Origin of the sequence: Microcystis sp. M169S2 (assembly GCF_020245865.1) — a bacterium.
In the GTDB taxonomy this organism is placed as follows: domain Bacteria; phylum Cyanobacteriota; class Cyanobacteriia; order Cyanobacteriales; family Microcystaceae; genus Microcystis; species Microcystis ichthyoblabe_A.
This window is the reverse complement of the sequence record NZ_JADBUB010000034.1, coordinates 1-24,403: the sequence shown is the minus strand read 5'-3', so window position 1 is coordinate 24,403 and position 24,403 is coordinate 1. Positions and strand designations below refer to the sequence as shown.

Here is a 24,403-nt window from a genome sequence, read left to right as displayed (position 1 = left end):
GAAATCCTCGATCGCTTTTTCCTTGTCTAGCCGATAGACGTAAGGAAACCCAACAATAAACCCAAGGAAACCCAACAAAAAGGAAACCCAACAATAGACCCAAGGAAACCCAAAAAAAAGATTCAGACGGATTTAGGTGTTGGCTGTTGGGTTTCGCTCCGATGACCCAACCTAGGAAAGGATGCGATCGCTTTTCGTTCTCTAAAACAGTGATCGCACCAAGATGACAAGCACTGTAGCATAACCCACCGAATATTATAAAATTGATGGTGCGTTACATTTCATGCTTGGCGAAATCCGGCAAAATAAGCTTTAACCTCATGCCAGAAATTTTCAGACTGGAAGGCTATGTTTTCTTTTTCTATGCCAATGAAGGCAATGAACCCATGCACGTTCACGTTCGACGGGGCGGCGGATATGCTAAATTTTGGCTAGAGCCGCTAGAATTGGATTATGCTAAAGGTCTAAAAACCAAAGAAATTGTTCGGGCTGAAGTTATCATTACAGAAAATATAGAAATAATACGGAGGAAATGGCACGATGTATTTGGTACATGAAAGCATAGTAAAAGCTCAAAAAGTTTGGGTTGAAGATAAATGGATTTGTATTCGTTTAGAAGACGATAGAGAAATTCGTTTTCCTGCTTATAAAAATAAACGCTTATCAAAAGCAACCTTTGAACAATTAGCAGAGGTTGAGTTAATTTGTGATGGCACGGGATTACATTGGGAAACCTTAGATGAGGATTTGTCCATCATTGGCATTTTAGAAGGAAGATTGGGTGCTTAAATGTTAAATGCTTAAAAAAAATCGGCTCTACCGAACCTAGTAATCATAGCAATTATCGTCGATTGGGTTGACGTAAGGAAACCCAACAAAAAGATTCAGACGGATTTAGGTGTTGGGTGTTGGGTTTCGCTTTTCCTGAGAATTGAGAGGTTTTCTTTAACATATTTATTCCCTCAAACCAACCTAGGAACTACGGGCGCTCACTACTTAATTTAATCACTTGTTGCTCAGGAAATTTAAGGGTAAGTTCCCATTCTCCCCCTAATTCCCTCATCATACGGGTTAAATTTTCTAGGGTAAGATGTTGTTTTAAATCATCCGATTTTGCTGAGAAACAGGGCTGTTCACTTTCGCTTTCCGTGATTTCTTCTGAAGCAAGTCCTAGGCGTTGAAGAAGTTCATCAATGATTTGCATTTCTTGTAAAAGCTCTTGGGTTTTAGCTTCAATTTTTGCCCTTCTTTCAGAGGGCAGTTTATCCATTTCTTCATCAAAGGTAATCATAGATTTTGCTCCGTTAAGGTTTTTAAATAGGCTTCAAATCTTTTTTCAGCGATGGGAATGTTTTTTTCATACCATCTTTTATCGCCAGTTTTATTCCCTCCTACTAGCATGATAGCTTGACGGATAGGATCGAAAGCAAAAAGCACTCGCCAAGGTTGTCCTTGATGCTGTACTCGCAATTCTTTAAGGTTGGGGTAACGACTGCCTTGAAGAGTGTCAACATAAGGTCGTCCTAACAAGGGTCCTTTTTGTTTAAGTAGCCCAATATAAGCCAAGATTGAATCTTGTACAGTTTCTTCTTGTTCGTATAGCCAATCTCGAAAGGCTTCATCAAAGATAATATTCCATTCCATCTTTTTTTGTCCTAATTTTTACTCATTTCTTGGCGAATGATGCTGATTAGTTTTTGAGCTTGTTGATAACCTGCTTCATTCCCTTGTTGTCGATCAATTTTTGCTTTTTCGGTTTGTTTTAATTTGGCATATAAAAGACCACGACTACGGATTATAGTAATCATAGCAATTATCGTCGATTGGGTTGACCCAAGGAAACCCAACAAAAAGATTCAGACGGATTTATATTTTGGCTGTTGGGTTTCGCTTTTCCCTGAGAATTGAGAGGTTTTCTTTAACATATTTATTCGCTCAAACCAACCTACGGAACTACTGATACCTCAATGAGTAGAAAAGCGATCGCATCTTGATGATCCGCGTCGGTTAAAATGGTTTCGAGGGTGCTAGGGGTGGGAATTTCGTCCCCATCTGCCAACATAAAGGAAATATGACCTTTTAAGGCTTCAGTTGCCATTTTTTTCGCTTCTTCGATGGTTTCCCCTGCACTAATACAACCCGGAAAGTCATAAAATTGTACCCCATAATCACTATGGTTATCTTTATGAACGGTGGCTAAATAAGTAATCATTGATTTCTCATTTCAGGTTCGCATTAGATTATATTCTTCGCGGATTGATGAAGTTAGAGATTCCAATAAGATTAATTTTTCCTCAATTGACAGGTTTTTTCCTTGTTTAATTAATGTTTGTAAAGACATTTTTTTTAAATCAAATTCCGGCACAAGTAGAGCCAATTCTTGTGTTTGTTGATTTTGTAAGTCAGTAATTAATTCTTGTAAAAATAAAGAATCATTACTTAAGTCTGAAATTTCATCTTCATAGTTTTCGAGAGCTTCTATTTGTTGAATACGGTCACTATAATTTTTGAGAAGGGATTCGAGAGCTTCGATAATAAATTGGATGTCTTTAAATGATAGAGTTTTCATAGTTTACCTCAACTTACACGATAAAAAAATTCACCAATTACCCTTAAGGCTTGTTGATAGGTTTCTATTGACATGGGAAATAAGGGTTTCCATAACCAGTGATTACCTCGATCATTAATTAATTCTAGCTCACTGGGAATAGAAATTCCCCGATCTAGTTTCCACCAGTTGTTTCCTATTCCCTGAACGGAAAAGGTCGAAATTCCCCCCGGTGTTTGTCCATCGACAAGGGTTTCTTTTACCCATATTTGCCCATTATTTTCATAGATAGCAATATCTTTGTTAGGACGAACATGATCCATTCTGGGAGATGTAGCATTACCTCTACGGTATAAATCAACGGGTGTTTTTATCATTTGTCACCTCCCTAATTCGCGTAAAAGTTGCATCACCTTTTCATAAGTTGCCATATTATTCTGTTGGAGGAATAATATAGCTGCTTGTTGTAGATCAATTTTTGCTTTTTCGGGTTGTCCTAATATGGCATATAAACCACCACGACTACGGACTATAGTAATCATAGCAATTATCGTCGATTGGGTTGACCCAAGGAAACCCAAAAAAAAGATTCAGACAGATTTAGGTTTTGGGTGTTGGGTTTCGCTTTTCCTGGGAATTGAGAGGTTTTCCTTAACATATTTATTCGCTCAACCCAACCTACGAAACTACTGATTAACATAATTTTTTAGTTCAGGATGTGCTAATAATTTTTGAGCATCAGCAATTATTTTATTTCCCCATAAATTCTTTTTAAGGAAATCAATATTGGCAAATTGAGAATCAATTTTTAAAGCACTTTCAGCGAGTTTTAATGCTTTATCTTTTTCGCCTTGTTGATAAAAAACAACGGCTAAGGCTAATTGAATTTCGGCTGATTGATTGTTAATTGATAATGCTTTTTTGAATTGTTCATCGGCTTCATTTATTGCTCCTTGTTCATACTTAATTAATCCGATGTTTGTCATAGCAAACCAAGCATTTTTGTTAAGTTCAATAGCTTTGTTGTAGTCAGCTAAAGCTAATTCGTATTTTTGTTGGTTATGGTAAAGAAACCCCCGATTGTAGTAAGCCTCAACTAAATTAGGATTAATTTCAATGGCTTTGTTGAAGTCAGCTAAAGCTAATTCGTCTTTTTGTTGGAGACTGTAAATACCCCCCCGATTGCTGTAAGCCATAGCTAACTTAGAATCAAGTTCAATAGCTTTGTCGTAGTCAGCTAAAGCTAATTCGTATTTTTGTTGGTTATAGTAAATGCCCCCCCGATTGTTGTAAGCCATAGCTAACTTAGAATCAAGTTCAATAGCTTTGTTGAAGTCAGCTAAAGCTAATTCGTATTTTTGTTGGTTATAGTAAAGAAGCCCCCGATTGTTGTAAGCCATAGCTAACTTAGAATCAAGTTCAATAGCTTTGTTGAAGTCAGCTAAAGCTAATTCGTATTTTTGTTGGTTATAGTAAATGCCCCCCCGATTGTTGTAAGCCATAGCTAAATTAGGATTAAGTTCAATGGCTTTGTTCCAGTCAGCTAAAGCTAATTCGTATTTTTGTTGGTAATAGTAAAGCTCCCCCCGACCAAAGTAAGCCATAGCTAAATTAGGATTAAGTTTCATAGCTTTGTTGAAGTCATCTAAAGCTAATTCGTATTTTTTTTGCAAGGAATAGTTACTCCCACGAATCGCATACCAAAAAGCACGAGGAGCGCGATTAATTGCCTGAGTAATTGTGTCTAATCCTTCATCATAGCGTTTTAAATCATATAATACTAACCATTTTATGATATAAGATTTAGGATTATTGGGAAACAGAGAAATCGCCTGATTAATCACCGTTAAGGCTTGCTCATAATTTTCTAAAAAGCGATAAACAACACTTTGCTGTTGTAAAATACTACTGTGAAACTCCTTTAAATCTTCCCCTTTAGGTAAGGTATTAATCGCTTGTTGCAAAGCTTCTATAGCTGGTTGATCTTTATCTAAAGCACCTAACGCTAATCCCTTCCCATACCAAGCTAAATAGACATTCTTGGGGTCATTTTGCTTAATCGCCTCATCAAAGGCTTTAATTGCTTCCTCAAACCTGAATAACCGCCATAATTGTCCTCCCCTTTCTATCCAAATATCCGCCTTCGCATTGGTATTAGGGACAATAACACCAGTAATCGCTTGAATAATTTCTTGTTGTTGTTGCGGACTAACTTGGGGTTGAGCAGTGGTTAATAATTGCGGTTTTACCTTGAATCTTTCTTGCAATCCGATAAAAGTGCTAATGGGAATCCCTAAACTAAACCCTAACTGAATTTCCGTTACCCCTGCTGTTTCCGAACTTCCATGAATCCCTATTACTCTCCCCTGGGAGTCTAAGACTGCACCGCCACTCATGCCCCCAAATGTGATGCTGGTATAAACTAATTCATAGCCTTCGGTTAAAGAAGCAACACTTTGTAATGTTCCCCCTTGTTTATTCCTTAAAGGACTTTGGCGGGTTTGTAGTAATCCCTCTTCTTTCTCGAGAATTGCACCGCCACTAAACAACCATTTCGAGGGATTTTGGCCAATTTTGGGGAAGCCTGCCGCAAAAACAAAATCCTTGCTATTTGGGTTATAATTCGCTATTTCCGCAACGGGATAATTGTCCAGGCTTTCAAACTGAAAAACTGCTAAATCTACCCCTTCCTGCCGGATGATGGTGCTTTTCTCGATGTTTCGAGTTTTGCCGTCGCTGGTGACGACGGTGTAGGTGAAATTGAGACAAGGTTTACTTGCAGCATCTTGACTTTTTTCCTTCTCGCAGAAGACGTGATCGGCGGTTAAAACTGTGTAAATATTCCCTTCTTTAGCGATAATGACACCGCTACCGTTTCCACCGCTCGTACTATCAATCCGGACGGTGAAACCCTTCGCTTTCGCTTCTAATTCGGCGATATAGTCAGTAGGGGCGGTGGTTTCTATATCGGGGTTCACCTGCGGTAGGGGTAGGTTATAGGCGCTGAGGATTTCGGGCCGGATGTAGGTTAATAGGGTATTGATAGAAATGCCCCAATTAACCGCTCTCATCTGTTGGATTTCTTCGTCTGTGGGTTTTGTGCCGTCTTCGTAGATGTAGTTAGAGAGAATCGGATGGGCCGATCGCCCGTTAATGCCGATTAAATCCCGCTCGACAAAAATGCCACCGCCACTCATTCCCTGCACGATATCGCCACTATAACCGACGCTGTAGCCATCCCGGAGGGGTCGATCGCTCACCTGTTCGAGGGTTCCCTTTGTCGTCCGATACTGTCCCGTTTCGGCAACATATCCCGCGGCCACCACTTCTAAACCGATCCTGTTTTGATTGATGGTAAACTCCGCGATGGTGGCGATCGGATAATCCCGGGTATCGCTAAACTCCAGCAGAGCGAGATCTTGATTCTCCGATAGGGAATTGGGGACAATGCGGGCCGCACGGCTGTGGCCGTCGTAAGTTTGTACCTGTAGGGTTTTCGTGTTGCGGGTAACGTGGGCGTTGGTTAGGATAAGGTAATTATCGCCTTTTTTAGCAATAATCGTCCCCGATCCCCGATTTGTCTCGCTAGTAATCCGAACGGTGACTCGTTGTAGGAATTGCTCCTCGGTAAGCTCCCGATCGCCCTGTGCCGTCAGAATGGGATGATTAGAAATATTTCCGGCAGCCGGGGTGACAAGGGTTAACCCGGGTTGAGGCAGTAGGGAGAAAAGAAGGATGAGGGCGATCGAAGGTTTGATCATGGCTGTTACCTAGAGTTTGCTGAATAAATGTGAAATGTAGGCAAGGTAAGAGTTTTGTCGTTTTTCTCGTGAAACAGGTGCAAGATTTTGAGAGAATCGTGCTTCAAAACCTTGCGTCTTCATCGGCCCGGGTCCTGTAGGGGCGAAGCATTCGGGCAATAACCTATCGGTGAAACCGGAGATTTTCTATCCGAATGCTTCGCCCGTACTTTTTCAGCAAGCCTTACCTAGCTATTTTAAATAGTAAGAACGAAGAAAAAAGAAGATACCGGAGGTGGTGAGAATTGCGATCGCTGGGGGAATAATCGGAACCCAGAGACCGAAATAACTAAAGAGAAGCCAACCGATACCAGTAAGGGAAATCACAGCGATCGCCAATGTCAAAAGTACCGTTTTTACCCGAAGAAAACGCCACGTTAATAATCCCCCCACCAGGGACCAACCCAGCACCCAGAAAGTCTCCTGTAGGGGATTCCAGAAAGCGATCGAGGTACGTTTTCCTGTCATTGTATCGAGAATTTGACTGACTGCGTGCGCGTGCAAATAAACCCCCGGAATTGCTTCCGATGGGTTGCGACTAAAGGGGGTTAAAAAATCATCGATCCCGGGTTCTGTTACTCCAATCAGGACAATTTTTTCCCGGACTGATTCGGAATTAAAACCCGGATCTAAAACCTGTCGGAGAGATTTTTTCGGGGCAATTTTTATGATTGCATCGATGCCATTATCGGCGATTCGACGGTAAGCGAGCATAACTTGACGGCCGGATCGGGTATCGGATTGACTGGTTCTGTAGGGGCCGCGGTTGGATTGTAGCCAGTCACCGAGATGAGTATCCCCGATATTAATTTCTAGAATTCCCCGCTCCAGTTTATTGCAGTCAAAATCTTGATTCTGGGATTCTAGATATCTTTTGGCAATTAGGAGACTAAAACTAGGAGCATAATCTTTAAAATTACAGGACATTGAGTCAACTTTGGCCAAAGAATCCGGGGGAAGACAGGGAGAGGTGCGATCGAGTTTTGCCTGATATAAAAAACGACGAATTCGGGGAACTCCGGCAATGGTTTCGTCTGGGACTATGTTACTAAAACCACTCTGATTTTTTGGCAGTTCTGGGGGTGGGGGAAATCCGTCCGGTTGCGGGTAATTATTAAACTTACAAATCGAGATAAAATTAGGAGTATTTTGTAATTGTTTGGCTAGGGGTGGATAATCTTGACTGGCAGCGATGGGACGGAGGATATCTAAGGCGATAATTTGCGGTTCGTAGGGCAGTAATTTATTTAAAAGCTGCGATAATGCTTCTCCTGCGAGGGAACGTTTTTGATCGCTTCCTGGTATTGTTGGTCTTTTCATACCCATGCGATCTTGATATTCCCAATCTTGGCGATCAATGGTAATAATTAATAATCTTTCATCGGGTTTATCTTTGGGTTTTAGTTGCATCAGGCGATCATAAATATTTAATTCTAAGGGTTCTAAAATTCCTGTTTCTCTTATTGCCAAGACTGTCATCGTTACGGCTAAACCTAAACCGAAAGTTAGAGCGAATCGTCGCCAATTTTGTTGTTTTTGAGGGGAGTTACTGAAACTATGCCAAGTGGGGGGTTCTTCGGTGGGATTGGGGCAAACTACGGGCAGCCAACTGGCACAGGGATAGTCTTTTTCCCAGTCATCGTGGAGATTTTTTTGGGCTTCATGTACGGCACTATAGAGAGATTTATTATTGGTAAAAGCGGTTAAAAAGTATTGCAGAAATTTGGGAGAAACAGGATCGGGTAATTTCTCGCGCATAAAGATTAGATGGGGTAATGCCATCCCTTTTTCCCGTGATAGTTGTTGTGCCAAACCGATACCATCACAGGAGTTAAATATCGCTAACTTTAACCCGTTTTTAGTAGCTTCTCCCAGGGAAAAGCTAAAATCAGCTATCTTTAATTTATGAGTTTCTGTTAGTTGAATTTCGCAATCTTGGCCATCTTCTGTACTGGCACTATGACCGCTAAAAAAGAGGATATTCCAAGTTTCTTGACGCAATAACTGATTTAATTTTTGCGGGTGAGGGGCTTTTTCCCAGATAATTTCGGCTCCTGCTTTTCCCGCAATATCGTCTAAAGTTTTGCGATCTTCTTCGAGAAATCTTAAGTCGGTGGCATAGCCTAAAATGGCTAAAATCCGAATTTTTTCATGATTTCTTAATTGTCTGGTTAAGGTATCGTATTCTGAGACAATAATGGCTATATCTGCGCCAGTATTTTGGAGGATTTCCCATTTTTCCCAGGGGAATCTTTGCAGCCAAATATTATCGGTTTGTACCCAGATACGAAAGTTATTGCCAGAGCGCAGAATTGCGGTTTTAATCGGTTCAAATTCTGGGCTATTATTCAACCATTTGTTTAAGTTATCCTCAAATAATTTGGCTTTTTCTTGGCAGTTTTTAAAAACTAAACTCTGCTGAGAACTATTGGTAATTTGTTGGGGATTGCTATCTTTTAAGACTTTAAAAAATCCCTCTAATTCACTATAGTGACGTTGCCATTGACGGTAAAAAGTTAATAACTCTAAATTAGCTGGTAGCCTTGCTTTGATCACAGTTTGGGGACGAGAATTAAGATCGGGACGAATTTCTAATTTTACTTTAAATCCCCGATCGAATGTGCCATCTAGTTCGAGAGTTAAGAGTTTAATCATTAAGTTTTTCCTCGCTTATACTTGTAAATATTCGGTGACTCTTGCCGATTCTAAGGCCACTTCAATGAAGAATTTATCCCCCAATTCAGCATCAAATCGATAACGAATAAATTCATCGTTATCTGTGGCAATTACTTCTCGAAAAACCTGACCAGTTTCGGTGAGAATAGTTAATTTTAAATGGGGGGGTAAAGTGCTTGTTTCTCCGGTGGGGTAAACAGTCGCTTGCAGGCTAAATATTTCTTCAGTTTTAGCGATAGTAATCATCAAAGCGAGGGGATTTCCCAGTAATTCTACTCCTAAATCTTTGATGCGTTTAATTTCTGTATTTTTGAAAGCTGGAACCAGTGACAGTGAGCTAAAATTGAGGATACTTTGCCAATCAATGGGGAAATTATCAGTAAACCAATTGGTTAACTTGACGGGGGATTTTTGCCGACGGGTAATTAAAATTTTTCTCCAGTTACTATTGACGATAACTGCTGCCCATTCTTGAAAAGCAATAGCTTTTCTGGGAAAGATTAACTGAGGATTAGCTAAGATGTCTAGTAAGGTTGTCAATCTATCTAAAGATAGTTTTTCTTCCATCTTTTCCCGTTCAATCTTAACTGGTTGTAATTGACACTCTCCCCATAAATCTAAAGAATCTGATCCTGATTGCAGTTGATTTCTCGGTAGAGAGTAGTTAAGATTACGCTTAATATATTGTCCTTTTTCCTTAATATCTTTATGGGTAGTAGAACCCCAAATTCTTAGATGACTTTCGGCAGTGTTTACCTGTACCGCTAAATAATAATCACCAATTAATTGAGGAATATCTACCCATTCTTTAGGAATTTTGATCGCTTCTAGATCCAGAGTTTCGCTGGCAATAACTATTACTGACTTTTCGCCTAATTTAACGGTAAAACCATTAACTCCTAGTTGCCAGAAATCCTCTTGATTTTCTACTAAGCTAACCCCAGGCATCCCTGACTGTAGATAGTTAAAAATAACTTGTTGACAGAGATAATTAATATAAAATCTCTGACGAATACTGGCATCAGTAAAACTGGCACTTTTTGCCCAAATGATCTCTTGAACATCTGCGGGTATTTCTAGCCAAATGCTATCAGGAGTTAGTTCTAACCAATCATTAACCATAATTAATCCTCCTGAGTTGTTGCGCTGGTTTGATAGTAGTATGTTAGCCATGGTTCTATTGCTTTACTAATAACTTCTCTATCGTGAGACTGGAAAGAAATATGCAGGTTTTCGCTGGCCCAGGGTAAAAACTTTTTAGCGAGGTGACGATAAACTTTATCCAGTTCCCTAGAAACCTGATATTGTTTGATAACTACCGTGGTAATTTCTGTAATCTTAGCGGCAATTGCCACTTGTCCCAACCCTGAACCATAAGTCATCTCTAGAATTAACTGAATTTGCGGATGCAGTTTTACCTGTTGCGGCTGCTGACAAATCTGTGAAATTTCTGCCCGCAACCAAGCTAGAATTTTTTGGTGGTTTTGTTGCGACTCGCGAAAATTTTCCGCCGCTTCTAATTGCTGCCAAGGGGTATCATGGTCAGTATCTTCGATCATTTCTTCCCTCGTGCTACTTTCCTCACCCCCTAAAGGTTGCTGTAGAGAAATTGTTTTTCCTTGGGGAAATAAATAATCAAAAATAGCTTGTCCTGCATCCTTTAACCATCGGTTAATTGTCGCAGAATTGATTTTGATGGTAGAGTGGCTATCCGAGTTATAAGCAGCGGCGATTTTTTGCCAGATTTCTGGACTAGGTTCCTGAATTTTACCATCGGTTTTAATTTTTGCCTGGGCATAAATTTCTTTATAGTAATCCCAAGCTAAAAGGTAATTTTCGAGAGTTTCCCCCACTAATCCCCTCGCCAGGAGAGCTTGGCTGAGACGCGCTCCGGTAGAATTAAGTAGTAGGCTCCAAGTATTATGGCCGAATGCTTGACTAATCTGACGGATGCGATCGATTAAGCGATATTTAATCCTCTGATTGGCAAAATTATCGAAGCGAGTAGAGAATAAAGGCTTAAAGTCAGCTAAGATAGCCTCAAAACCAAGAATTCCTTCGTTAAAGTAGTCTTCGATCTGATAATCTAGTTTAGCTTGATATTTTTGATAGATTTCGGCAGCAGCCCAGTAGCAAGGTTCCTGTAAATAAGCGTATAAATGCCCACGGAAAAGATGATTTTGGGAACCGTGATTCTGATACTGTTGGTGAAAGAATAGGGACCAATACTCCTCGGACTCGACATTAGGATCGATTGGGCCATAGCTTTCCATGTTACGACGCAAACGCCGATCGCAATTCCATTCTGTCCTATTTTGCTGCAAAACTAAAAAGCAACAAAACTTCTCCAGCAAAGTCTCTCGTTTTTTCATCTAGCTAGTCCCCGTGGAGGTCAACTAAACTCTCTATCGTTCCACTTGCAGCTTTTATGCAGTATTTTGGCATTTTGTTACAAATTGATCATACTCGGTCGAGGAGAGTCACAGTAAATGGCTTTTTTACCCACTCCCAACCCCCAACAGCTAACCCCCAGGGAGGACTACGAGGGGCATCTTTTAAAAAAACCTGTCCACTGTTCCTGAGAAACGTTAACATAAGTTAACAACCCCTTAACAACCGATAAGATCATCCTCAATTTATCAGGAGTTCGACAGCGTGAACAAAAACGGTAATAACAAAAAATGGCGCAATGCGGGACTATATGCCCTATTGTTAATCGTAGTCCTTGCCTTGGCCTCAGCTTTCTTCGATCGCCAGCCAGCAGTGCAACAGACTTGGAAGTATAGTGAATTTTTACAGGAAGTACGGGAAGGTAAAGTAGAAACCGTGCGCTTAAGTGCCGACCGGCAACGAGCGATCGTACCCACCCAAGACGGTACAAATGTATTAGTTAACCTGCCCAACGATCCGCAATTAATCAACATCTTGGCAGAAAATAACGTTGATATTTCCGTACTACCCCAAAGAGAAGAAGGAGTATGGGTAAGAGCTTTCAGTAGCCTATTTTTCCCGATTTTACTTCTTGTTGGTCTATTTTTCTTGCTCCGTCGCGCCCAAAGTGGTCCTGGTTCCCAAGCGATGAACTTCGGCAAATCGAAAGCAAGAGTACAGATGGAACCCCAAACCCAGGTTACTTTCGGTGATGTGGCCGGGATTGAAGGGGCAAAATTAGAATTAAACGAAGTGGTGGACTTCCTCAAAAATGCCGATCGCTTCACGGCAATTGGGGCAAAAATCCCCAAAGGAGTCCTTTTAGTCGGTCCTCCGGGGACAGGTAAAACCCTGCTTGCTCGCGCAGTAGCTGGAGAAGCAGGAGTCCCGTTTTTTAGCATTTCCGGTTCGGAATTCGTGGAAATGTTCGTCGGGGTGGGTGCGTCTCGCGTCCGCGACCTATTTGAACAAGCGAAAGCGAATGCACCTTGTATCGTCTTTATCGATGAGATTGATGCTGTCGGTCGTCAACGGGGTGCCGGTTTAGGGGGTGGTAACGATGAACGGGAACAAACCCTCAACCAATTATTAACGGAAATGGACGGTTTTGAAGGTAATACAGGTATTATCATTATCGCCGCCACTAACCGCCCCGATGTGCTGGATGCCGCTTTATTACGTCCGGGTCGTTTTGATCGCCAAGTAGTGGTGGATCGTCCCGATTACGCTGGCCGTAAGGAAATCCTTAATGTCCACTCCAGAGGCAAAACTTTGGCCCAAGACGTGGATCTCGATAAAATCGCCCGTCGTACCCCCGGTTTTACCGGTGCGGATCTGGCTAATTTGCTCAACGAAGCCGCAATTTTAGCGGCACGTCGCAATTTAACCGAGATTTCCATGGATGAGGTCAACGATGCGATCGATCGTGTTCTGGCCGGTCCTGAGAAGAAAAATCGCGTCATGAGTGAAAAACGCAAAACTTTAGTTGCTTACCATGAAGCTGGTCATGCTTTGGTGGGTGCTTTAATGCCGGATTATGATCCTGTCCAGAAAATTAGTATTATTCCTCGCGGTCGCGCTGGGGGTTTAACTTGGTTCACCCCTAGCGAGGATCGCATGGAATCCGGGTTATATTCTCGCGCTTATCTGCAAAATCAGATGGCTGTAGCTTTGGGGGGTCGTTTAGCTGAAGAAATTATCTTCGGTGAGGAAGAAGTGACTACGGGTGCTTCTAATGACCTGCAACAGGTGGCACGAGTAGCGCGGCAAATGGTAACTCGTTTCGGAATGAGCGATCGCCTCGGTCCAGTGGCTTTAGGTCGTCAAAATGGTAATGTTTTCCTAGGTCGTGATATCGCTTCCGATCGAGATTTCTCCGATGAAACTGCGGCAGCTATTGACGAGGAAGTGCGTAACCTAGTGGAACAGGCCTATCGTCGCGCTAAAGAGGTTTTAGTCAATAACCGCGTCATCTTGGACCAGTTAGCGCAAATGTTAGTGGAAAAAGAAACCGTGGACGCAGAGGAGTTGCAAAATATCCTCGCTAATAACGATGTGAAAATGGCGGCTTTAGCTTAAGTTTTGTAACATTTTCTTGACAAACAGCATCCTGATGGGTGCTGTTTTTTTTGTTCAACGAAAATTAATGACAAACTTAATTTCTTGCTGATAAGCTGTTAATCGGGTACATCTCAATTTTTGTAAATCTACTAATTTGGGGTTTTTAAGCGGAAACTTTCTCCTAAAATTGGGCGTTACTTTCGGTTTTATCACTCAATCCAAGCTTTTGGGGGGTAGAACCCCCCAAACCCCCCGCGCATTAGTTTAACTGTGAGATGCTTACACGCGATTGTTCATATTTTTGTACTAATTTAAGAGTCACTGATAATTGCTGATTGTCGGTATTTCTGCAAATGTGGGATGCACCCGTCTTAACTTAACATTCCTGTCTTTTCACTGATTACTGTTCACTGTCATGTAGCATCGATGACTACTTCCTCTTTACCTATTTTAATTGTTATTTGTGGGGCAACTGCCACGGGAAAATCCAGTTTAGCACTACAATTGGCTGAAAAGTTTAATTCAGTAATTCTCAGTGCCGATTCCCGACAAATCTATCGAGAATTTAATATTGGTACCGCTAAACCTAGCTTAGAAGAATGTCAGCGGATTCCCCATTATCTAATTGATATTTGCGCTCCTCAAGATAATTTCACCCTAGCACAGTACCAAGAACAAGCTGAGGATTTAATCACCACTCTCCACTATTCTCCCCTGTTTTTAGTCGGTGGTACGGGACTTTATATCAAGTCCATTGTCAAAGGTTTAAAAATACCGAGGGTTTCCCCTCAACCGGATTTAAGACGGCAATTACAAGCTTTAGGACAATCCTATCTTTATCAAATTCTGACCCAGGTAGATGAGGAGGCTGCTAAAAAAATTCATCCCCATGATCAGGTAAGGACTTTACGCGCTTTAGAGGTTTTTTATCTGACAGGAAAACCTATCTCTAGTCAGCAGGGAGAAAATCCTCCCACTTATCCAATTTTACAAATTGGTTTAGATTGTTCCCCAGAAAGTTTAGACAAGCGGATCACTGTTCGTACTGATCAAATGATTGCAAAAGGATTAGTAGCAGAGGTGCAGAATTTGGGGGATAAATACGGTTGGGATTTACCACTTTTGCAGACTTTGGGTTATGCAGAGATTAAGCAATATCTGCTCGGGGAAATTTCTTTAGAACAGGCGATCGATCTAATTATCCTCCACACCCGTCAATTTGCCAAACGTCAGCGCACTTGGTTTCGTGCCGATGCTGATATTGTCTGGTTTCCCGTCGATAAAGAAAATTTATTAAAATCGGTGGAACGAAAAATTATTTTGTTTCTTGAGGGGTTGCCCGATATAAAAACACATCATCCTGATTAAAGATTAACTGAAAGTTGTCATTTTGATTCAGTTTATTTAAGTGATAATCAATTAGTTCTGGTGAACTAGACCAACCGGGATGACGGCGATCAAGTAGGATATAATTAAATTGATTTAAATCTAGGGATTGGGAACCTTCGATCGCTAATTTGATCATTTCTCGATGGGTAAGATGGGGGGCAATTCTAGAAGTAGTCAAGACACTCTCACTGGTGGTAATTTGGGTTAGAGCTTTTTGGGTGGCGGACCAAGTATCGAGGGAATTTAAATACAGTGACCAAAAATAGCCGTATTTAGCTAAGGCAAAAAAGGCAATAATTGCCCAAGTAATTATCCATTTAGGCTGCTTCAACCAGTTACTATTATGGGCTAAAGTGGCGATAACCGCTAGAAATAAAAAGGGCAAAATTGGCAGGTAATATTGAGTCGTTAAGTTTTTTTGTGGGGCATGATCTGCTAATAAATTTAAAGCGAGTGCGGGAATAGCGGCAATTATTGGGGCAGAATAGCGCCAGGATAAACCCCAAACTAAGGGAATAATTAATAGGATGAGGTATTCTAGATTATTGCCAGTAAAGATTTTTCCCAAGACAAGATCGGGTTTGAGGAAAAGATTAAAGATAATTGCCGGTAAACTATCTCCTAGATAACTATATCGAGAATCAGCCATTTCAATAACTGCTGATTTTCCTGTCAGGAGGGGAATTAATAACTTCGTGGTGATAATAAACCAAAGAATGCCGGTAATCATGGCAATTATTCCGGGGATTTTTTTCTTTTCCCAGAGAAGTAACCAGATACCCATTCCCAACAATGTTAAAGAGAGAATTGCTTTACAACCGAGAATAATAATGATTCCTAGAAAAAATCCCCAGAGATTATTTAATCTTGCTGCCAAAATTGTCCAAAAAATCGCTGGCACTGCGATAACTTCGGGATGAAAATCAAAGAGATTAACATTAAAAATTAGGGGATAGAGCAGATAAACTAAGGCTAATGTATAAGCTTGTTTTTCTTTTAATCCCGCTTGTATTGCCAATTGCCAGAGGGGAAAAACGGCAAGGGAAAGGGAAAAAGCTTGTAAGAAAAGCAGCCAATAAACGCTAGGATAAATTTTATAAAGTAAGGCTATAGGATAGAGAATAAAAGCGATATGATCGCCTAAAATATGGTAATCAACAAAAGATATAATCGGTGGTTTACCTTGAGAAATTAGGTAAACTCCCTGATCAAACCAACCAAGATCGAGAGCGTTAGATTGAAATAAAATATGTCTGACAGCACTGCAAATAAACAGGATTATTGTAGCGCAACCAATCAACCAAAATAAATCTTTTTTTTTGTGCATAATCATTAAGTTTTACTGAGATTTTTCGGGATTATTACGACAATACTGCCAGGTATATCTAAAATAGGAAGCAACTTCAGTAAACCATGCTTTAAAAATATTTCTGTTCTCACTGGTGACGATAACCCCATTAATAAACTCTTGCCATTGGGGATCATTAGCGGGAAGAATGAAACCATAATAATCGCAATTTAAAGGATTGCGTGGGATAAGTTGATAATCTTGTTCTAAGGATAAACCGAGAATGACAGCTTCTCCAATTAGCAGAATGCCATCACTAGCAAAAGCATCTATTCTATTCCTTCTTAAACTTTGGATACCCCGCAGTCTTCCCGTCACTCCTTGAAATTCTTGATAGGTAGCAAGAGGATATTTTTGTCTTAATAATTCTTGAGTGGTGGTATCTCGCAAAACTCCAATACTTATACCTTCTAAGGACGAAGAAAAGTCAAAATTTTTCTGATTATCACTCCGAACTAAAAACTGAGTTCCCGTGACAAAAAAAGGACGAGAAAAACTGACACCATCAGGTATATTTTTTCTGATACTATTAGGACCACACTCGAAATCAACGGTTTTATTTTCCAATAACTGGAAGCGATTAAATAAAGTCGATTTATAAATTTTGACACTGATGATTTGGAGGTTTAATTTGTGCTTAAGTTCCTCTCTAAGCAATTGGATAAAATCTAAGCATAATCCCTGCAAATTATTATTACTATCTCGATAGCCAAAAGGAATCGCATCTTCTCTCATCGCTACTTCTAATAATCCCGTGCGTTTAATTTTTTCTAGAACCGTTTCCGACTTAGCTGGGAGAGCAGCAAAAACATTAGATAAAATAACGAGAGTAAGAATGATTAATTTCATGGTTTTTGCCGAGATTATTTAAGATTTGTTATGACCGTGATCCCATTGATCTAAAATGTCTTTGAATAATAATTCATCTAACCATGTTTTTACTACCACTGTCAAAGGTAAAGCCAATAATAAACCTAAGATACCAAACATTTGAGCAAAGAAAATTTGAGCAATTAGGGTAATTGCTGGTAGTAAAGATACCTGTTTAGCCATGACAGTGGGTGTCAGCAAATAACTTTCGACATTTTGGATAATAAAATAGAGAATCAGAATAGCGACAATTTTCCAAGGTGCATCGATAACAGCAATGAGGATCGGAAAAATCACACTAGCAGTCGGTCCGATATTAGGGATAAAATTGAGCAATCCTGCTAGGATAGCATGAACGAGAACTAGATTGATTTGTAAAACAAAAAGACCGAACCCACTGAATAATCCTACCATAGTTGAACTAATGGCAATTCCCAACAACCAATTACCTAAACCCGCTTCCGACAGGGTAAGAATTTCCTCGGCACGACGACGATAGAAGTTAGGAAATAATTTTAAGAAAGCTTGTCGATAGGGTTGGGGGTTGACTAACATCATCATTGCTAACACCAGCACGAATAATAATTGCAAAATGGCCGCCACTGAGTTAGAAAAGAAGGTAAAAAAGTTACTAAAAACAAAGGTTCCTAAAGGTTGTAACTGCTGGACTAAATCAGTTAAATTAGGCAGCGATGGCAACCAATCAAATTGGAATTGTTGTCGCCATCGAATCGAGTTATTACGGACTAAATCCCAAGCTTGCGGTAAAAGTTCAATTAATTTTTGAAACTGTTCGATAAAGGGGGGAACAATAATTATAAAAAATAAAATCACAATTCCTAGACTCGTCAGCAGGGTGATTAAAATAGCCAAACCCCTTTTAATCCCCAATCTCTGCAATCCTTTCACACATCTATTTAAGGCTACGGTAAACACGATCGCCATAAAAATCAATAATAACAGCTGTCGAATCTGCCACAATACATAGAGAGCCATTATTAAACAGATAAACCCCAACCACTGACCAAATTTCACGACCTTGATTTATCCTATCGGGACAAGTTTTATCATACAGCAGTCGGGAGGCGGTCGGCGGTCGGCAGGTTTTAGGTGTTGGGGTTTTGGGGTGTTGGGGTTTTGGGGTTTTAGTTCAATTTCCCCACTTCCCCACCTCCCCACTTCCCTATCTCCCCATCTCCCCCCGCAACGCGCACGAAGTGGTCTCCCTATCTCCCCACCTCCCTATCTCCCCACCTCCCCACAGCAAAAATTAAGTTTTGTATCAAAAATTTGCTAATTTTGCTGTTATGTGCTATACAGTTACGCCACAAAACAGGATAGAAAAACGAGATTTTCTTAATTACCAGACATTTTCTCAAATTTTATGGCAACTCTCCCAGAGTCAAATTATCCTGAAAGAAATCCTCTCCTAGAAAATCCGACAAGACTCAGAGAAATTGTAGCCATTAATGCTTTTATCCTTGTATTAGGACTTCGATAATGAAAGAATTGGAGCGATACTATAAAGTTTTAGGGTTAGATCATGGGGCATCTCTCGACGAGATCAATCAAGCCTACAAAGATTTGGTGTTTATTTGGCATCCCGATCGCATTCCCAAAGATAATCAGCGTCTTTTGGAAAAAGCCACCGCTAAACTGCAAGAAATTAACCACGCTAGGGAACAATTGCGGCAAATTCATCAAAATTCTCCTAAACGCTCCAATTCCCCCCCTAAAACTGAAAAACAGCCCGCCCACGCCTATAAAACTGCGTCCCCCTATCAGCCTCACCCTAGCCAACCCAGCCAAAATTCCCAAACCCATAGTCAACAAACCCACAGTCAACACAGCCACTCCCAGAATAACCATCAGGTCCACAATCATGCCGCCTGGCGCCCTCACTATCGGGATTTAAACGGAGCCGATTTACAGGGAGCCAACCTGAAGGAAAAAGATTTCTCTAGTCGCAGTCTCATCGGGGCAGATTTAAGCCATGCCGACTTAAGCGATAGCTTCCTGCACAAAGTTAACCTAGAAAAGGCTAATCTGTACAAAGCTAATCTTTTTCGTGCCAATCTCCTCGAAGCTAACCTTAAAGGCGCAAATTTACAGGAAGCCAATCTCATCGGGGCGGATTTAAGCGGGGCGGATCTGTCGGCGGCAGATTTACGCGGGGCAAAAATTGGCTTTGGTAAGCGTATTATGGTGAAATTAACTGGAGCAATTTTAACAGGAACAATTCTCCCCGATGGTTCGATTCATCAATGAATAACCTCCTGCTAATTTTGATATTTTTTTAATAGGAACTATCACCCGATGGGCATTTATTACACAATCGCTGCTGTTTTTCTAGGAATGCAATTAGCTGCAGAAGAGAATTTATCAGCGGCGAATCCTGATTTTTTACGTCTGCAAAAAGCTCTAGAAAAACACAATTTTATCGTCAAACTTGCCCCGCCACCAGTGCGAGGAGCCTACGGTTTATTTGATAGTAAAACTAGAATGATTTGGATTCATCCCCTAGTTTTTGACTTAGGTATTGCTCGACCAACATTAATTCATGAAGCTGTCCATGCCGCTCAACTTTGTCATGGGGGCAAAACAGTTAAAGCTCTTAATTTAGGTATAGAACCCCCGGCAATGACCAGGAGATTTTTTATGAATTATGAGGGTTTTAGCAGACAAATTGAAGCTGAAGCCTATACTGTTCAAGTTCAGCCCGATGGTCTAGATTTAGTCATTTCTTTACTGCAAAAATATTGTCCTTAGAAAACCTGTCCTTAAATCTACCAATCCCGTTCTAATTCTTCGGCTACACGACGATAATCGGCGCTGGCTTCTTGGGCGTTTTTACCGCGCCAATTGGTAATAGCTACCCCGTCTAAAACGGCTTTTTCGTGAGCCTTATAATTTCTGACAAAAGCATGACAGGCGGGAATACCTAATTCTAATAAAGTATTTTGTGCTTCCAAAGTTTCCTTAAGACTACGAGAATCCACTTTTGTTAACAAAACCCGATAGGCAATTCCTAGGGGTTTAACTGCCGTGCGTACCGTGTCAATTAAAGCCATTAAATCCATCGGTGCGGGAGGAGTCGGTAAAATTAAATAATCTGATTCTGCTATTACTGCCGTAAGTAATTCGGAACGCAAAGCTGGTGGTGTGTCAATCACGATCAGATCATACTCGATAATTTGACGCAATTCTCCTAATTTCTCTGTATTAATTTGTTTGGCTAAATCAAATACCATACCCGCTTGATTTCTTTCTACCCACCAAGTGGAGGAACCCTGCGGGTCCGCATCCACCAGCAAAACACGCTGATTCTGTCCCCAAATTGCCGCTAAATTAACCGCAGTGGTGGTTTTACCCACACCACCTTTACCGTTGACAACAGCGAGAATTTTTGGGCTATTAGGCTTTAATTGCGAGGTCATTTTCAGTTATCAGTTATCAGTTATCAGTTATTAGTTATCAGTTATCAGTTATCAGTTATCAGTTACCAGTTATCAGTTATCAGTTATCAGTTACCAGATTTGAGTTTTAAGTTCACTGATTACTGTTTACTGGACGGCTACGCCGTGCCTTTGGCAACACTGAAAAAAAGCTCCCCACTGATTACTGTTTACTGATTACTGATCACTGAATATAACTAACCAGAAAGTTTTTGATCTAAGATTTGGCTAGTTAATTTAGGATCGGCTTTACCGCCGCTTTTTTTCATGACTTGACCGACAAAAAATCCCTTAAGATTGGTTTTACCAGACCGGAATTTTTCTAACTCACTTGGATGGGCAGCGATAATTTCCGCGATCAGTTTTTCGATGGCAGAAGTGTCAGAAATTTGTATTAATCCTTTCTTTTCCACCAGCGCTTTGGGTGAACCGCCCTGGGTGAGAAGTTCGGGTAAAATTTCCTTAGCAATTTTGCCACTAATTGTTCCCGTTTCAATCAGTTTAACTAATTCAGCCAAGTCTGACGCTTGCAGGGCAATTTCTGTGATCGTCAGCTTATTATTATTCAAATAAGCGGCGATATCTTGACTGATCCAGTTAGCAACTAATTTCGCATTTGCCCCCGCAATTACAGCAGTTTCAAAATATTCGGCCACGGTGCGATCATCGGTTAAAACCCTGGCATCGTAGGCGGAAAGACCAAATTCTTCTTCATAACGACGACGTTTACGAGCGGGTAATTCCGGTAATTCTTCCGCCCAAGCTTTTAACTGTTCGGGGGAGACTTCTAGGGGGGGTAAATCCGGTTCGGGAAAATAGCGATAATCGCTAGAACCTTCTTTTTTCCGCATACTAATCGTCCGTTGAGTAGCTTCTTCCCAAAGACGGGTTTCCTGTACGATCAATTCCCCATTTTCGATCGCTTCAATTTGTCGATCGATCTCGTATTCTATGGCTTTTTGGATAGCACTAAAGGAGTTCATATTTTTGATTTCTACCTTAGTCCCGAACTTTTCAGTGCCTTTTTTACGAACGGAAATATTAACATCGCAGCGCAGGGAACCTTCCTGCATATTGCCGTCACTGATGCCGAGATAACGCACTAAACGCCGTAATTCTTGGGCATATTCCGCCGCTTCGGTGCCGGTGCGTAAATCCGGTTCCGAGACGATCTCCAATAATGGTACACCTGTACGATTAAAATCCACGAGGGAATGGGTGGAACCGGAGAGACGTTCGCTGCCAGCATGAACCAGTTTTCCCGCGTCTTCTTCCATGTGCAGACGGGTAATGCCGATAATTTTGCGGCTAACTTCCTTAGTTTTTTTATCGACGATCTCGATTTCTAGTTGACCCTGTTCGACAATAGGGAGATCATACTGGGAAATTTGATAATTTTTCGGCAGGTCGGGATAAAAATACTGTTTGCGATCAAATTTGCTATGAGGTGTAATTTTACCATCGATAGCTAATCCCAGTTTAACGGCACTGGCCAGGACTTCTTGGTTAAGGACGGGTAATACCCCCGGATAACCCAAACAGACGGGACAGACGTTAGTATTGGGGGGACTATCGAAGTTGGTGGGACAGGAACAAAATATCTTGCTTCTGGTGTTCAGTTGACAGTGGGTTTCTAAACCGATAATTGCTTCGTATTCAGTGGCAGACATATTTTCTCGCTCTCGCCGACACAGGAATGATCTGTTTAATCATTATAGTCGCGATTCTGGAGCATTCCCTCCCTTCATAAAACTTAATAATGTAGTTACTAATAACTTTATGCACCTTTAATATAGCTCAAAAAAGATAATTTATTCAACCAATGTCCGCCATTATTTTTAATTTTATCAAAGGCATAAGATTAAAGAAGCTTATCGATAATTTTTCACCGATAAACCTAGCCTTTCTAGTATCGACCACCGACCACCGACTCCCGAAAACGAAAACTTCCCAACTCACCATGAAGATAACCGACATAAATCGTAGCAAAAATTAACTTCTAGAGACGAGATATTTGCTTAGTATAGAAACAGAGAGATTATACCTAAGAACTGACCCCATAACCGCCCAAAAGCAATATAAGCGGGGAAAGTGATCATTTTCTAGGCGAGTATTGCCTTAGTAATTGACGATTTTTAATTTTTACTTGATTTTATGTCTTTAACTCTCTCAGAACAACTCAAACGAGAACAATTATCCTACCCTCAAACTCTCCTCCATCATCTGCAAAAGTTACGGCATTTTGTGACAGTAGAAGGAGAGGAGAAATTGCAGCAGTGGAAAAACCTGATTGAAAAGGAGAATTTTCAACCTAGCACCCGTAATTTAGCCTATTATCTCGCCCTGAGACAAGAAGATATCCGGGATTTACAATTAGCTTTAATGCCCTGGGGATTATCTTCCCTAGGCCGGATTGAATCGAAAGTTTTACCGACCCTCGATGCCGTAATTGCCACTTTAGGGGCGGTTTGTCATCAAGAATCCTCATTATTACCCAAACATCCCCCTTTAGAGGCATTTTTCCAGGGAGATCAACTTTTAGCCTCCCATAGCGCCGAAGTTTTCGGTCTGCCTTCCCCCCGGCGTCGGGTGCGAATTATGGTGACAATGCCGACGGAGGCGGCAACCGACCTCGATTTTATTGCTCAATTACTGCGTTGCGGGATGGACTGTATTCGCATTAATTGCGCCCATGATGGCCAGAAAGAGTGGCAGGGAATGATCGAAAATCTGCGCGAGGCGGTCAAAAATCCCGAAAATTTAATCAATGGACATACCTGTAAAGTTTATATGGACTTAGCTGGCCCAAAACTCCGTTTAGAGCAGATTTTAGCCCCCCAGTCCCAAACCAGACTATATCAAGGGGATTTTTTCCTCTTAACCACCCAACCGCCCCATACTGCCCATCCTCAGTATTTTCAGGCTAATTGTTCCCAACCGGAAATTATTCCCCAAATTCCCGTCGGGGCGAAAGTTTGGATTGATGATGGTCATATTGGGGCTGAAGTTATTGCCATAATGCCGGAAGGTCTTTTACTAAAAATTACCCACGCCAGGGAGAAAGGGGAAAAACTCAAAGCAGATAAGGGACTAAATTTCCCCGATACCGTCTTAAATATCGATCCTTTGACCGCAAAAGACCGGCAAGATTTAGATTTTATTGCCGAAAATGCCGATATTATCGGTTACTCTTTTGTACAAAAAGCCAGCGATATCGAGACACTACAGCTAGAGTTACAAAGTCGTTTGGGGGATGCTTGGCGACAAAAAGCAATCGTGGCCAAAATAGAAACACCTTTAGCCGTGAAAAATCTACCGGAATTAATCATTCATGCCGCCGGTAAACAACCTTTTGGGGTGATGATTGCCCGGGGTGATTTGGCCGTAGAAATTGGCTATCAAAGACTCGCAGAAATTCAAGAGGAAATTCTCTGGTTATGCGAAGCGGCCCATATTCCAGTAATTTGGGCTACCCAAGTCCTAGAAAATCTGGTCAAGAAAAGTATTCCCTCCCGGGCTGAGATTACTGATGCCGCTATGGCCGAAAGGGCCGAATGTGTCATGCTGAATAAGGGGGAATATATCCGCGAAGCGGTGACAATTCTCGATGATGTTTTACAGAGAATGCAGACCCACCAAGCTAAAAAAACCCCCCAATTACGCGCTCTCCATTCTTGGGTTTAGGCAGTTTCAGTTATCAGTTATCAGTTATCAGTTATCAGTTATCAGTTATCAGTTATCAGTTATCAGTTATCAGTTATCAGTTATCAGTTATCAGTTATCAGTTATCAGTTATCAGTTATCAGTTATCAGTTATCAGTTATCA

The 24,403-nt window shown here is 41.1% G+C and carries 23 protein-coding genes; 7 read left to right on the top strand and 16 right to left on the bottom strand.

Annotated elements, in window-relative coordinates; all coding sequences use genetic code 11:
* The first annotated feature begins 266 nt into the window (after window positions 1-266).
* Together IM485_RS03685 and IM485_RS03680 are read left to right on the top strand one after the other, a co-directional pair.
* Window positions 267-557, top strand: a complete 291-nt coding sequence (locus IM485_RS03685; RefSeq protein WP_002797746.1) for a DUF4160 domain-containing protein — start codon at window positions 267-269, stop codon at window positions 555-557.
* Window positions 541-789: a DUF2442 domain-containing protein gene (locus IM485_RS03680; RefSeq protein ID WP_002785172.1), complete on the top strand. Its 249-nt coding sequence runs from the start codon at window positions 541-543 to the stop codon at window positions 787-789. The genes IM485_RS03685 and IM485_RS03680 overlap by 17 nt, the downstream gene beginning before the upstream one ends.
* Before the next feature lie 190 nt (window positions 790-979).
* On the opposite strand, the gene IM485_RS03675 is transcribed toward IM485_RS03680, so the two are convergent.
* The 11 genes from IM485_RS03675 to IM485_RS03625 all read right to left on the bottom strand — a co-directional run bounded on the left by IM485_RS03675 (window position 980) and on the right by IM485_RS03625 (window position 11,396).
* Entirely contained in the window at window positions 980-1,291 is a 312-nt protein-coding gene (locus IM485_RS03675; protein WP_016514503.1) for a hypothetical protein, read from the bottom strand.
* Entirely contained in the window at window positions 1,288-1,644 is a 357-nt protein-coding gene (locus IM485_RS03670) for a type II toxin-antitoxin system RelE/ParE family toxin (protein WP_002735616.1), read from the bottom strand. The genes IM485_RS03675 and IM485_RS03670 overlap by 4 nt, the downstream gene beginning before the upstream one ends.
* A gap of 11 nt (window positions 1,645-1,655) precedes the next feature.
* Window positions 1,656-1,808 (bottom strand): hypothetical protein, encoded by a 153-nt coding sequence (locus IM485_RS03665; RefSeq protein ID WP_287741372.1) that lies wholly within the window; start codon window positions 1,806-1,808, stop codon window positions 1,656-1,658.
* Between the two features lie 137 nt (window positions 1,809-1,945).
* Window positions 1,946-2,212 (bottom strand): type II toxin-antitoxin system HicB family antitoxin, encoded by a 267-nt coding sequence (locus tag IM485_RS03660; RefSeq protein WP_190381333.1) that lies wholly within the window; start codon window positions 2,210-2,212, stop codon window positions 1,946-1,948.
* A gap of 12 nt (window positions 2,213-2,224) precedes the next feature.
* The gene (locus tag IM485_RS03655; RefSeq protein WP_079205650.1) at window positions 2,225-2,569 is read right to left on the bottom strand and encodes a hypothetical protein; all 345 of its coding nucleotides are present in this window, start codon (window positions 2,567-2,569) and stop codon (window positions 2,225-2,227) included.
* A gap of 8 nt (window positions 2,570-2,577) precedes the next feature.
* Window positions 2,578-2,925 carry a Tse2 family ADP-ribosyltransferase toxin gene (locus tag IM485_RS03650; RefSeq protein ID WP_002763055.1) on the bottom strand — a complete coding sequence of 116 codons (348 nt, stop codon included), beginning with the start codon at window positions 2,923-2,925 and terminating at the stop codon, window positions 2,578-2,580.
* Window positions 2,926-2,928: 3 nt separating this feature from the next.
* Window positions 2,929-3,090, bottom strand: coding sequence for a hypothetical protein (locus IM485_RS03645; protein WP_002763057.1), 162 nt, complete (start codon window positions 3,088-3,090; stop codon window positions 2,929-2,931).
* Between the two features lie 144 nt (window positions 3,091-3,234).
* Complete coding sequence (locus IM485_RS03640; protein WP_287741367.1) at window positions 3,235-6,309, bottom strand: serine protease; 3,075 nt, start codon at window positions 6,307-6,309, stop codon at window positions 3,235-3,237.
* A gap of 231 nt (window positions 6,310-6,540) precedes the next feature.
* Window positions 6,541-9,003: a CHASE2 domain-containing protein gene (locus IM485_RS03635; RefSeq protein WP_287741364.1), complete on the bottom strand. Its 2,463-nt coding sequence runs from the start codon at window positions 9,001-9,003 to the stop codon at window positions 6,541-6,543.
* Window positions 9,004-9,018: 15 nt separating this feature from the next.
* Window positions 9,019-10,146 carry a DUF1822 family protein gene (locus IM485_RS03630; protein WP_287741361.1) on the bottom strand — a complete coding sequence of 376 codons (1,128 nt, stop codon included), beginning with the start codon at window positions 10,144-10,146 and terminating at the stop codon, window positions 9,019-9,021.
* 2 nt (window positions 10,147-10,148) lie between these two features.
* Window positions 10,149-11,396, bottom strand: coding sequence for an RNA polymerase subunit sigma-70 (locus IM485_RS03625; RefSeq protein ID WP_287741358.1), 1,248 nt, complete (start codon window positions 11,394-11,396; stop codon window positions 10,149-10,151).
* 283 nt (window positions 11,397-11,679) lie between these two features.
* Here IM485_RS03625 and ftsH3 point away from each other — a divergent pair, with 283 nt between their 5' ends.
* Both ftsH3 and miaA read left to right on the top strand, forming a co-directional pair.
* Complete coding sequence (gene ftsH3, locus IM485_RS03620; RefSeq protein ID WP_002801795.1) at window positions 11,680-13,533, top strand: ATP-dependent zinc metalloprotease FtsH3; 1,854 nt, start codon at window positions 11,680-11,682, stop codon at window positions 13,531-13,533.
* Window positions 13,534-13,941: 408 nt separating this feature from the next.
* Entirely contained in the window at window positions 13,942-14,883 is a 942-nt protein-coding gene (gene miaA, locus IM485_RS03615; protein WP_104396065.1) for a tRNA (adenosine(37)-N6)-dimethylallyltransferase MiaA, read from the top strand.
* On the opposite strand, the gene IM485_RS03610 is transcribed toward miaA, so the two are convergent.
* Genes IM485_RS03610 through IM485_RS03600 form a run of 3 tightly spaced genes read right to left on the bottom strand, consistent with a single transcriptional unit; the run spans window position 14,831 to window position 18,157 of the window.
* Window positions 14,831-16,231, bottom strand: a complete 1,401-nt coding sequence (locus tag IM485_RS03610; protein ID WP_287741353.1) for a DUF2079 domain-containing protein — start codon at window positions 16,229-16,231, stop codon at window positions 14,831-14,833. The genes miaA and IM485_RS03610 overlap by 53 nt on opposite strands.
* Before the next feature lie 12 nt (window positions 16,232-16,243).
* A complete protein-coding gene (locus IM485_RS03605; protein WP_104396066.1) occupies window positions 16,244-17,101 on the bottom strand; it encodes an amino acid ABC transporter substrate-binding protein in 858 nt (285 codons plus the stop codon).
* An 18-nt stretch (window positions 17,102-17,119) separates the two neighbouring features.
* Window positions 17,120-18,157: an AI-2E family transporter gene (locus IM485_RS03600; RefSeq protein ID WP_104396067.1), complete on the bottom strand. Its 1,038-nt coding sequence runs from the start codon at window positions 18,155-18,157 to the stop codon at window positions 17,120-17,122.
* Between the two features lie 465 nt (window positions 18,158-18,622).
* Between IM485_RS03600 and IM485_RS03595 the strand changes: the two genes are divergently transcribed.
* Entirely contained in the window at window positions 18,623-19,390 is a 768-nt protein-coding gene (locus tag IM485_RS03595) for a pentapeptide repeat-containing protein (RefSeq protein WP_287663125.1), read from the top strand.
* 48 nt (window positions 19,391-19,438) lie between these two features.
* Entirely contained in the window at window positions 19,439-19,891 is a 453-nt protein-coding gene (locus tag IM485_RS03590) for a DUF8637 domain-containing protein (RefSeq protein WP_104396070.1), read from the top strand.
* 17 nt (window positions 19,892-19,908) lie between these two features.
* On the opposite strand, the gene IM485_RS03585 is transcribed toward IM485_RS03590, so the two are convergent.
* Together IM485_RS03585 and gatB are read right to left on the bottom strand one after the other, a co-directional pair.
* Window positions 19,909-20,559 (bottom strand): ParA family protein, encoded by a 651-nt coding sequence (locus IM485_RS03585; protein ID WP_002745320.1) that lies wholly within the window; start codon window positions 20,557-20,559, stop codon window positions 19,909-19,911.
* Between the two features lie 215 nt (window positions 20,560-20,774).
* On the bottom strand, window positions 20,775-22,247 hold the full coding sequence (gatB, locus tag IM485_RS03580) for an Asp-tRNA(Asn)/Glu-tRNA(Gln) amidotransferase subunit GatB (RefSeq protein ID WP_104396071.1): 1,473 nt from the start codon (window positions 22,245-22,247) through the stop codon (window positions 20,775-20,777).
* A gap of 484 nt (window positions 22,248-22,731) precedes the next feature.
* Here gatB and IM485_RS03575 point away from each other — a divergent pair, with 484 nt between their 5' ends.
* On the top strand, window positions 22,732-24,261 hold the full coding sequence (locus IM485_RS03575; RefSeq protein WP_104396072.1) for a pyruvate kinase: 1,530 nt from the start codon (window positions 22,732-22,734) through the stop codon (window positions 24,259-24,261).
* Window positions 24,262-24,403 lie beyond the last annotated feature (142 nt).